Consider the following 10,871-nt stretch of genomic DNA (forward strand, 5'->3'; position numbering starts at 1 on the left):
GTTACAAAAAAACAATAATTGTTCGTGTTTGATGGATGTAAAAATAAAAAACTTGCTTGGAGCAAGCATTTATTAAGTTACGTTCCAAATTCCAACAGTCTCAATTTCCTTTAACGTTTCTGATAAACTAGGTGTTGTAATGGTGACGTGGCCCATTTTTCTGCCAACTTTTGATTCGGCCTTCCCATAGTAATGGATTTGCCAAGTGGGTTTTGACGTGCATAACTGGTAGCTTTTTTCTAAGTGTTCGCCTAAGAGATTCACCATAACCGCTGGTTGAAGTAACTGGGGTAACCCGATGCCCCAATTGCTAATCCCTCGAATATGCGCATCAAATTGACTAAATGAGCAAGCTTCAATAGAGTAGTGAGCTGAGTTATGAGGCCGTGGCGCTAATTCATTAACATACAGCTCTTCTGAATCCGTTAAAAACAGTTCGATAGCTAAAACCCCAGATAAATTTAATTCCTCAGCAATTTGTTGCGCTAATTCCGCTACTTTTTGTTGCACATCCTCAGAAATTCGAGCGGGCACAATTGATTCATGCAAGATATTCTTTCGATGAATGTTTTCTGACACAGGAAAGGCTTGATAGCCATGCTTATTCCCCGCAACAATGATTGAGAGTTCTTTAGTGAAAGGCACCCACTTTTCTAGTTCACATGTGGTGTTAGCTAATAATTCAGTCGCTTGGGACAAATCCTCATCGCATTTTAAGATGACCTGTCCTTTGCCATCATATCCACCTTGAATAGTCTTTAATACACACGGAAAACCAATCTTTTCTGTTGCTTGTGGCAGCTCTTTCTGGCTTTTTACTTCCGCAAAAGGAGCAATCTTACAGCCAATCGATTGAAGAAACGTTTTTTCAAGCAATCGATTTTGAGTAATTTTTAACAATTCTGTTCCTTGTGGCAACTTTTCTAGTGGAATAGCCTTTTCTAAGGAGCCCACTTCAATATTTTCAAATTCATAGGTGATCACATCGCATAACTCTGCTAGTTCGATTAAAGCAGGTGGATGATGAAAGGCTGCCACAATTTGACGGTCAGCTACTTGACCAGCTGGACTATCAGGCGTTGGGTCCAACACAATCATTTGGAAACCCATTTTTTTACCACTCATGACTAGCATTCGCCCTAACTGTCCCCCGCCTATAATGCCAATAGTTGCTCCGACTTTTAAAGGTTTATTCAAGTTGTTCCCCACTTTCCATAACCGCTTTTTCCAGTGATAGCCGTCTCGCTTGGATTTTTTCTGCTAACCGTAAATCATCAATACTTAGTATTTCTGCAGCTAATAACCCTGCATTGGTAGCGCCTGCTGAGCCAATCGCAGTTGTTGCTACAGGAACTCCGCCTGGCATCTGTACAATAGACAACAGTGAATCAACACCGTTTAATGTTCGTGTTTTAACTGGAACACCAATCACAGGTAAGGTTGTCTTTGCAGCCACCATCCCTGGTAAATGAGCTGCTCCACCTGCGCCAGCAATAATAACCTTCAATCCTTTTGTTCGTGATTCCTCTGCAAAGCGAAACATCAAATCAGGGGTTCTGTGTGCTGATATCACTCGTTTTTCATAAGGAATTTCTAACTCTTCCAACACAAGACAAGCAGCTTTCATCGTTGCCCAGTCTGAGGTACTTCCCATAATTACAGCGACTAATGGTTTCATGAATGTAATAACTCCTTCCGCCTTTTTTCACTGTTATTCTAACAATGAGAAAAAGAGATGTCAAAGAAAAACCGAAATATCATAAATTAAAATTATATAATGTTCGTATTTATCAAAAAAAGAGCCATCGGAAAGATGACTCTTTTTTTGGTATTTTTAGCGTTGCTTCCTCTTTAAGAAGAAACGTCGCCTGTATTAATAACTGGTTGTGTGCCCTTATCAGTAATGATTGAGACTAGTAAATTATTAATAAGTTGGACTTTTCGTTCATCGGTAAAATTAATTTCTTGCCCTTCTTCAATCTGTTCTAAGGCCATTTGTGTCATACTTACCGCACCTTCAACAATTGTTTGTCGGGCCGCTAAGATTGCTTTTGCTTGCTGTCTTTGCAACATGGAGCTAGCAATTTCAGTTGCATAAGCTAAATGATTCAACCGTGTTTCGATAACCTCTACACCAGCCACTGCCAAGCGTTCTTGCAATTCTTTGGTTAACTCCTCGGAAATTTGTTCGGTATTTCCTCGCAGAGTTACATCATTATCTGAAAAAGTATCATAAGGATATTGTGTTGCTACATGCCGGATTGCCGTTTCGCTTTGAATTTCCACAAAGTCTTGATAATAATCAACATTAAATAACGCCTTAGCTGTATCGACTACCCGAAAAACGATGACCGCAGAGATTTCGATTGGATTCCCGTCAGAGTCATTGACTTTTAACAGAGAACTATTGAAATTTCGTACTTTCAAAGAAATGTTCATTTTTTGCGTAAATGGAATGGTAATAAACAACCCATTTTCTTTAATCGTGCCTAAGTAACGACCAAAAAATAAAATAGCTTTCGCCTGATTGGGACTAACAATAGTTAAGGAACTTAAAAATAAAATAGCCCCAACTAACAAAATAATACCTAAAACAACAAGAACACCATTGGTATGACTCGCTCCATAAATAAATAAACCAATTCCCGCAATTAAAATAACTAATAAGCTCGCAATTCCTACGTAGCCACTCATATAAAATGTTTTTTTCTCTTCCATCTGTTTCGCTCTCCTAACTCATTTATCTGGTCCTTATTATACACCTCATTGCCTTCAATAGAGTAACTTTTAACATTAAATAAACTGATTTTTTCGGTGTTCTTGTAGTATACTGAGAACAAAGAAATCCCAAGAAAAGGAGTGATAGAATGCGCTATTTAAGCAAGGACATTTTAAAGGAAGTCATCACTCAACGCCCCTCTGACTCTTATAAAAACAATTTTGGGCGTGTTGTATTAATCGGAGGAAACCGACAATATGGCGGAGCCATTATCATGAGTACCGAAGCGTGCATCAATAGTGGCGCTGGTCTCACCACTGTGATTACTGATGTTAAGAATCACGGGCCTTTACATGCAAGATGTCCAGAAGCCATGGTCGTGGACTTTGAAGAAACAGTCCTTCTGACGGACGTCGTAGAGCAAGCGGAGGTTATTTTAATTGGTCCAGGTTTAGGCTTAGATGCTACTGCACAACAACTGTTAAAGATGGTGCTCGTCCAACATCAAAAACAACAATGGTTAATCATCGATGGCTCAGCGATTACCCTGTTTAGCCAAGGTAATTTTTCCCTTACCTATCCTGAAAAAGTTGTTTTCACACCTCATCAAATGGAATGGCAACGTTTGAGTCACTTACCTATTGAGCAACAAACGCTGGCAAATAACCAGCGCCAACAAGCAAAATTAGGCAGTACGATTGTTTTAAAAAGTCATCGCACCACAATTTTCCACGCAGGAGAACCTTTTCAAAATACAGGTGGCAATCCTGGGATGGCTACTGGCGGAACTGGGGATACCTTGGCTGGCATCATTGCTGGCTTTTTAGCTCAGTTTAAGCCGACAATTGAAACAATTGCTGGCGCCGTCTACTTACACAGTCTCATTGGTGATGATTTGGCCAAAACCGACTATGTTGTTTTACCAACGAAGATTAGTCAAGCCTTGCCGACATATATGAAAAAATATGCACAGCCACACACTGCACCTGATTCTGAACTACTGTAACAGAAGCGTTCGAGAGAAAACCCGAAAAGACTAAATGGTGACAAAGCTTGGGTTAAAAAGTAGGATTTAAGCCTGGGCCGAAAATCAAAAGCGATTTTCAGCCCAGACTCTCTCTTTATTTTTCCTTATAAACATTTTTTAACGTTAATGGAGCACCAAAGGTATGAAAATTCAAGCCTTTGACTTTATCATTTTGCAGGACTGTTTGTTCATTTTGGCTAAGTGGAATCATGCCAGCAGTCGTTTCAATCACTTCTTTTTCAGCTGCAATCAGTGTCGCCCATCTTTTTTCTGGCTCTAAGGCATAGGTTGTGGCTGCTTCATCTAATAATTTGTCATAGACAGGGTTCTGATAATTGCGATCATTACCCTTGTATAAAGTCATCAGAGTAGAAATAGGATCTTGATAGTCCGGTGTCCAATAAATTAAGAATAAATCATAGTCGCTTTCTCGCCCAAAGTTCAATGCAGCTTCAGTTGGCAATACGGTTAGCTCTATTGTCAAACCAGGAAACAGTTCTTGCAGCGAGCCTTGCAAACTTTCACCAATTTTTTTGTAAGAACCATCATCTGTTACCATCAATTCAATGTTCACCTTTTCTCCTAATTCTGCTTGTGCTTTTTTCCAATAACTTTGTGCTTTTTCTTTGTTATAAACCATTAAATTACCTGCTTCTTGACGAAAATCGAGGTTCGTTGTGGGATTCGCCACAAAACCTTCCGTGATTGCACCATGTAGCGCTTTAGAACCATCTGCAATAATATTATTGACTAGATTTTCTTTATCTATTCCTAAAGCGAACGCTTTACGCAGGTTTTGATTTGCAAGCGGCGTTGCTTGCCCTTTCCGTTTTTGATTTAAGCGCAAATAGTTCATTGTCGCTGTTGGGTACGAATGATACAACGTATTATTTTTATTCTGTTGCGCCAGTTCACCACTTAGTGTAGCCACATCTAATTGTCCATCTTCAAAAAGATTCAATGCGGTAGATGTTTCTTTGATAACCGTATAATTGATAATGTCTGAGCGCACGTTCTGGTGATCCCAATAGCGATTATTCTTTGCTAGTTGCCAGTCCATCTTTGTTTGCTGCCAATCTTTTACCACGAAGGGACCATTATAGACGACTTTATCACTAGCAGTTCCATAGTCCGCACCAAATTGTTCAACTACTTTTTGATTTTGCGGGAAAAATGTAGGAAAAGCTAACAAGGACGTAAAATACGGTTTTGGCTCTTTGAGCGTCACCTTTAATGTATAATCATCCACAGCTGTGACACCAAGTTCATTGGTTGCTAATTTCCCAGCTGAGATTTCTGCGCCATTTTGAATTGTTTCAACGATGAGGAAGCTATAAACAAAGCCGTTTTTAGGATCAATCATTTTTTTCCAAGCATATTCAAAATCATGTGCCGTTACAGGATCATCGTTACTCCAAACCGCTTCTTTTCTCAAAGAAATCGTGTAGGTTTTTCCATCTTCTGAAATCGTCGGCAATGCTTTTGCTACGGCTGGTACCAATTGGTCTTGTTCATCTAAACTATATAACCCTTCAAACGCTGCTGTTTGGACAATAGCATCTGGAAAATCCAATAATACAGAGGTATTGAGCGTTGTTAATTCCGAGGGTGACATCAGTTGAACGGCTTCTTTGGTATTTTTCTGTTTCTTTTTATTTTCACTTTTATTGGTACACCCAACTAAAAATCCTACTAATAAAACACAAACCATTGTGATTTTTAAATATTTTTTCATCTTCTTTCTCCTATAACTCTTCATTTTTTTATGCTCTTACTTCCAGAAAGGCAGGCCTCCCCTTTTATTCTGTCCTTTCCACAAGCATCCAGACAACGACCGCAGGCTCCAACCCAGCATTATAATTAATGTGACCCTCACCAGCTTCAATTAATTGGGCTTGTCCAGCTTTTCCAACTAAGTCTTGACCATCTTCTAAAATCGTATGTGCTTCGCCAGAAATCACATAAGAATATTCATCCTGTTCATGGCGAGCATATCCAGCTAAAGGCCGTTTTTCACCAGGCTGTAATGTAATAATGCCCATTTGAACTTGTGCATTTGGTTGGTTTTCTTTATCAAAAAAAATCGTCATTTCTTTTGATTCTGCTGATTTAATAAGCAATCAATTTCCCTCCTTTTTTTAAATCTTGTATCTTCCATTATTCCTTTAAATAGTATCAAAGTCAATCTTTTTATAGAAAATTCTGAATATTCAACACAAAAAAAAGAGAGCGTGAATTCTCTCTTTTTTGTCTCTTTAAACTTTAACAATCCAGCCTTCTGGCGCTTCTTTGTCACCAAACTGTATGCCAACCAATTCATCATATAGTTGTTTGGTCACTGGCCCAACTTCTGTTTCACTATAAAATACATGAAAATCTGTGCCGTTTTGAATCCCACCAATAGGAGAAATAATCGCCGCTGTGCCACAAGCACCTGCTTCGGAAAAGTCCGCTAATCGGTCAATGTAAACATCTCCTTCAAGCGCCGTCATCCCTAAACGTTCTTTTGCTAGCGTCAATAATGAATATTTAGTAATACTTGGTAAAATAGACGCTGATTTCGGCGTAATAAAAGTACCATCTTTGGTTATGCCAAAGAAATTGGCTGCACCAACTTCTTCAATTTTCGTATGCGTATACGGATCTAAATAAATGCAATCACTAAATTCTTTCTCATGTGCTTCTGCACCTGGTAAAAGACTAGCTGCATAATTGCCCCCCACTTTAGCGGCCCCAGTTCCTCGACCCGCTGCTCGATCATATTCAGAAACGATAAAGTTGGTGGGTGCTAAACCATTTTTAAAATACGAACCAACCGGCACGCAAAAAATAGAAAAAATGTATTCTTTGGCAGGTGCTACGCCAATATTATCGCCGACACCAATCATATAAGGGCGAAGATACAACGTACCGCCCGTTCCATATGGCGGTAAATAAGCAAGGTTGGCTTTCACCACTTCTTGGCATGCAGAAACAAAGGTTTCTACTGGCACTTGTGGCATCAGTAGACGCGCACAACTTTTTTGTAGCCGTTTGGCATTTTTATCTGGACGAAACAAATTGACAGAACCATCTGCACATTGATACGCTTTTAATCCTTCAAAACATTGTTGGCCATAATGTAGAGCAGGCGAACCTTCACTAATCGTTAACTGATTGTTATCTGTTAGCGTGCCTTCTTCCCACTTGCCATCTCGCCAATAACTAATATAACGAAAGGGCGTTTTAATGTAAGAAAATCCTAAATTATTCCAATCAAGATTGGCTTTTTCCATTGTCGTAGCACCTCAATTATTTTGATTTTTTATCTTAATTAGTGTAATTGTACCCACCAAAAACTAGAAAAGCAAGCCTTATTCTCATTCTTAACTTTTGTTATTTTTTCTTACTTGTCCATTTCTCCTCGCAAAAAAACCTTGACAACCGTTTCTTGAATTGCAACGGAATATCAAGGTTTCGAAAAATTATTCAGTATATTCTTTGGTTTCTTGTAACGTACCATCTTGCTTATAGATTTTCAGCTTTGTTTGCTTATTCCGAGCAATTTCTTGAGCTCGTTCAACCGCCTCTTGTTTGTGAATAAATGTATTACTTGCTTTTTCAGCGCCGTCTGAAATCACCAACCATTGGCCGTCTTTATATTTAACGTTGACAGCCGCCGTTAATAATTTTCCCGCATGTTTATCCTGTGTATGCGAATCTTGTTTCGTAGGATTTGCTTCTTGTTCGAAGGCTTTTTTGTCTGCTGCACTTGCCTCTTGATACCATTTCTCCGCTTGACTAATCGCAATTGGAATGGCGCGATCATCAGGGTAGCCATCCGCAAGCAACGCATTGCCAATATCTATCGCTTTTTTCCGAATCAAAGGTGCTAAATTTTTCATTGATGTAGGATAATCATTCATATTCCAAGGCATCAAAATCTCCTCCTTAAATTCTGTCTATTACTAGCTTACTACAGAAAAGGAACATTTGAAAAAGAAACGAATCAAAGACTTATTTTTTTTAAGGTTAACTAAAAATATTTGTTTACAATGTAAAAAAATGCTATCTTTATTTATGGAAGCTTAAGCAGAAGTAAAAATTTATAAATCCAACAAAAGGAGTTGCTAATTTATGGCTAATGTAAAATATATTGGAAACGATACAAAAAAATCTGAAAAAGGGAAAATCCACGTAAGAAATGGCAATTATACAGCTTGTGGAGCTCGAATCGATGACAATCCTGAAGACTGGGAAAATACAACCCAATATGTTACTTGTGAAAAAAGAGGCTGCAAAAAATAAAAACTATTAATAAAAAAAGAAGCTAAAAACCATCAAATTCTAAAAAAAATGCTTAAGTTTCCAATTTATACTACTGATTATATAACAATAAATTGTTAAAAATATAAATACATTTTAAAGTGGATTCCCCTTCCAAACTTCTCAATCTTTGAGTGTATGATTACTCATTTCCCTTTGAATCAGTTATGATAAAGGAAGAAATAAATAAATTTTTTTGGAGGGATTTTCATGAAAATGTCTAAAGTACTCACCACTGTTTTGACGGCAACTGCTGCTCTTGTGCTGCTTAGTGCTTGTTCATCTGATAAAAAAACAGATAGTAGTTCTAGTAGCAAAGAAACAGCTAATTCAAGTACAGAAGTAGTCTCTGGTGCTTCAATTAGTGCCAAGCCTGAAGAACTCGAAATGGCGTTAAGTGATAAAGGAAATTGGATTGTCGCAGCTACTGATAATGTCACTTTTGATAAAGAGGTAACAGTTGCTGGTACTTTCCATGATAAGGGGAAAGATTCCAATGATATCTATCGTAAATTAGCGCTTTATTCCCAAGATGATAATAAAAAAGTAACTGCTGAATATGAAATCACGGTTCCTAAGCTAATCGTTTCTTCTGAAAATTTCAACATCGTTCACGGGACTGTCAAGGGTGATATTGAGGTGAAAGCAAATGGCTTTACTTTAAATGGTACCAAAGTTAATGGCAATATTACTTTTGAAAAACAAGAATACAAAGATTCTGCTGACTTAGAAAAAGATGGTGCCACTGTTACTGGTGAAGTCACCGTAGCCAATAATTAAGTCATTACCAAACAATTTTAACTAGTAAAAAAACCAATGACAAATGTTCAATCAAATTTGTCATTGGTTTTAGTTTGTAAACACAGTGCCAGCATTGGTAAATAATTACAAAATGAACTCACTCTTTGCCATAAGCCTAAATAATTAAATGGTTTTACCTGTTGCAACTGTGGAATCCTTGCTAAGCCATATAAGCCGGCTGCAAGCATACATAAAATAAACAAAAAGCCAAAAAGGTTTTTATTTTTTTGCGAACCGTATTTACTATAGATAACGGTTAAGACGCCCGATAACAACAAAAAGCCTGTATAACCGACTGCTGATCCTCCGTTATGAATTGCGGCGGCAACTGTGCCAGCGGTTGAAGTGTCCACACTGAAGAGACCACTGAAAATACAGTCAAATAAACCATAAGCGCCAATCATTGCCACTACTAACCAGGCACCTTTTTTTGTTTGTCTGGAAAAAATAGCATATATCCTAGGTAAACTTGCTAACATTAACATTCCCGCGATGATAGTTAAACGATTAAAGGTTTCCCTGACTGGACTATTCACATCACCTAATAAACTGATTACTTCCGTCAATTGGTTGTAAGATTGATCTTTGAATCCGACATAATACGGTGTAAAAAAATCAAGTAAGACCCCTAAAACTAAAAAATAGCCGCCATATTTTTTTAAAAACTGCATCTATTCACCTCAATTTTGATTTTATATTCACTTTAAATATAGCCTATCTAACATTACGAATAACTTAACTTTCTTTCTCACTAAAAAACTTTTCGTCGACGCGAGACGAAAAGTTTTGCTTTAAGGTTCAAAAGAATCTACGATCTTATCAGATTCTTTTGATTCATTTAGCCACTCCGAGACAACAATTTTAATGATTGCAGCAACAGGAACTGCTAAAAACATCCCTAAGACGCCGAAGTACGCTCCTCCAATCGTGATTGAAACAATAATTAAAATCGGATTGACATTTAGGGCATCTCCCATAATTCGAGGACCAATAATATTGCCGTCAATTTGTTGTAAAATTAATAAAACCAGTAACACCGTAATGGCTTGAGTAACACCACCTGTGAAAAGCGTAATCACACCAGCAACAATTGACGCAAAAATCGAACCAAAATAAGGAATCATATTACAAATACCTAATAAAATTCCCAAAGTCACAGCAAATTTCACATTTAAAATACTTAACAAAAGCGTTGATGAAACGCCAATTATACAGGCATCAAGAAATTGGCAACTGATAAATTTATAGAAAATTTTATTCGTTGTATTTAACCAAGTTTGTGTTTGCTTGTACACTTTTTCAGACAGCAATTTATGGGCAGCCTTTTCAACAAATGTCAAAATAGATTGCTTAAATACCAGCGCATAAATTGAGATAATCAACGTTAAAAATGCATTTAAAAAGAATGAGGAAACATTCTTAGTCAACGTTCCTAATGAAAATAGCGCTTGTGTCCATTGATTTAAAAAACGTTCCGGCGACAAATCTTTAAGGACACTATTTAAATATTTTTCAATCGCGGCTGTTTTTAAAATCCCTTTATCTTCTAAGCTCATCACAAACTGAACCATGTGCTCATAAAAAGTGGGTAAAGAGTTTGCTAAATCTACTAAATTACTAATGAGTAGCGGAACGATATAGTTTAATGTCAAAACAAAAATAAACAAAATAATTAGGTACAAAAGGAGTACGCTCAAGCCATGTTTCGCTTTTTTAACAACTGGTAAAGGAACTCTTTCTAGTAACCCCTTTATTTTTTTCTGACTTCCACTCAATAAATAAGCAATCACGAAACCAGTAATAAATGGGGATAAAATTCCTAACAAGCCCGAAACGCTATGGACAAAGTGCTGATAATTCGTGATTAATAAATAGCCAACAATCAGCGCCATTACAAATAAAAAGCGGATAACCCAGTAATTCCAATCAACATTGTATTTCTTCAATCACTTCACCTCTAAATAAATTATACCTATCATTATAATTGTAAACGATTTGTGGCAAAAGGCAAGTTTGTCC

The 10,871-nt window shown here is 37.4% G+C and carries 12 protein-coding genes; 3 read left to right on the forward strand and 9 right to left on the reverse strand.

Annotated features, from left to right (window positions below):
- Positions 1-72: 72 nt before the first annotated feature.
- The 3 genes from purK to IGL49_RS07210 form a co-directional block, all read right to left on the reverse strand.
- Positions 73-1,197 carry a 5-(carboxyamino)imidazole ribonucleotide synthase gene (gene purK / locus IGL49_RS07200; protein WP_104854034.1) on the reverse strand — a complete coding sequence of 375 codons (1,125 nt, stop codon included), beginning with the start codon at positions 1,195-1,197 and terminating at the stop codon, positions 73-75.
- A complete protein-coding gene (gene purE, locus IGL49_RS07205; protein ID WP_104854035.1) occupies positions 1,190-1,678 on the reverse strand; it encodes a 5-(carboxyamino)imidazole ribonucleotide mutase in 489 nt (162 codons plus the stop codon). The genes purK and purE overlap by 8 nt, the downstream gene beginning before the upstream one ends.
- A gap of 173 nt (positions 1,679-1,851) precedes the next feature.
- Positions 1,852-2,718, reverse strand: a complete 867-nt coding sequence (locus IGL49_RS07210; RefSeq protein ID WP_002357267.1) for an SPFH domain-containing protein — start codon at positions 2,716-2,718, stop codon at positions 1,852-1,854.
- 149 nt (positions 2,719-2,867) lie between these two features.
- Between IGL49_RS07210 and IGL49_RS07215 the strand changes: the two genes are divergently transcribed.
- Positions 2,868-3,725: an NAD(P)H-hydrate dehydratase gene (locus tag IGL49_RS07215; RefSeq protein WP_104854036.1), complete on the forward strand. Its 858-nt coding sequence runs from the start codon at positions 2,868-2,870 to the stop codon at positions 3,723-3,725.
- A gap of 115 nt (positions 3,726-3,840) precedes the next feature.
- On the opposite strand, the gene IGL49_RS07220 is transcribed toward IGL49_RS07215, so the two are convergent.
- The 4 genes from IGL49_RS07220 to IGL49_RS07235 form a co-directional block, all read right to left on the reverse strand.
- Positions 3,841-5,481 (reverse strand): peptide ABC transporter substrate-binding protein, encoded by a 1,641-nt coding sequence (locus tag IGL49_RS07220; protein WP_104854037.1) that lies wholly within the window; start codon positions 5,479-5,481, stop codon positions 3,841-3,843.
- Positions 5,482-5,545: 64 nt separating this feature from the next.
- On the reverse strand, positions 5,546-5,866 hold the full coding sequence (locus IGL49_RS07225; RefSeq protein ID WP_164982857.1) for a cupin domain-containing protein: 321 nt from the start codon (positions 5,864-5,866) through the stop codon (positions 5,546-5,548).
- Between the two features lie 135 nt (positions 5,867-6,001).
- Entirely contained in the window at positions 6,002-7,021 is a 1,020-nt protein-coding gene (locus IGL49_RS07230) for a branched-chain amino acid aminotransferase (protein WP_104854039.1), read from the reverse strand.
- A 189-nt stretch (positions 7,022-7,210) separates the two neighbouring features.
- On the reverse strand, positions 7,211-7,663 hold the full coding sequence (locus IGL49_RS07235) for a DUF2188 domain-containing protein (protein ID WP_104854040.1): 453 nt from the start codon (positions 7,661-7,663) through the stop codon (positions 7,211-7,213).
- A 199-nt stretch (positions 7,664-7,862) separates the two neighbouring features.
- On the opposite strand from IGL49_RS07235, the gene IGL49_RS07240 reads away from it, so the two are divergent.
- Together IGL49_RS07240 and IGL49_RS07245 are read left to right on the forward strand one after the other, a co-directional pair.
- A complete protein-coding gene (locus IGL49_RS07240) occupies positions 7,863-8,033 on the forward strand; it encodes a hypothetical protein (RefSeq protein WP_010707488.1) in 171 nt (56 codons plus the stop codon).
- 228 nt (positions 8,034-8,261) lie between these two features.
- Positions 8,262-8,831, forward strand: coding sequence for a hypothetical protein (locus IGL49_RS07245; RefSeq protein ID WP_104854041.1), 570 nt, complete (start codon positions 8,262-8,264; stop codon positions 8,829-8,831).
- A 47-nt stretch (positions 8,832-8,878) separates the two neighbouring features.
- On the opposite strand, the gene IGL49_RS07250 is transcribed toward IGL49_RS07245, so the two are convergent.
- Complete coding sequence (locus IGL49_RS07250; RefSeq protein WP_104854042.1) at positions 8,879-9,523, reverse strand: DUF998 domain-containing protein; 645 nt, start codon at positions 9,521-9,523, stop codon at positions 8,879-8,881.
- Between the two features lie 120 nt (positions 9,524-9,643).
- Entirely contained in the window at positions 9,644-10,798 is a 1,155-nt protein-coding gene (locus IGL49_RS07255; RefSeq protein WP_104854043.1) for an AI-2E family transporter, read from the reverse strand.
- Positions 10,799-10,871: the final 73 nt, after the last annotated feature.

The sequence above is a fragment of the Enterococcus sp. DIV1337a genome (assembly GCF_051712285.1).
Taxonomy (GTDB): domain Bacteria; phylum Bacillota; class Bacilli; order Lactobacillales; family Enterococcaceae; genus Enterococcus; species Enterococcus faecalis.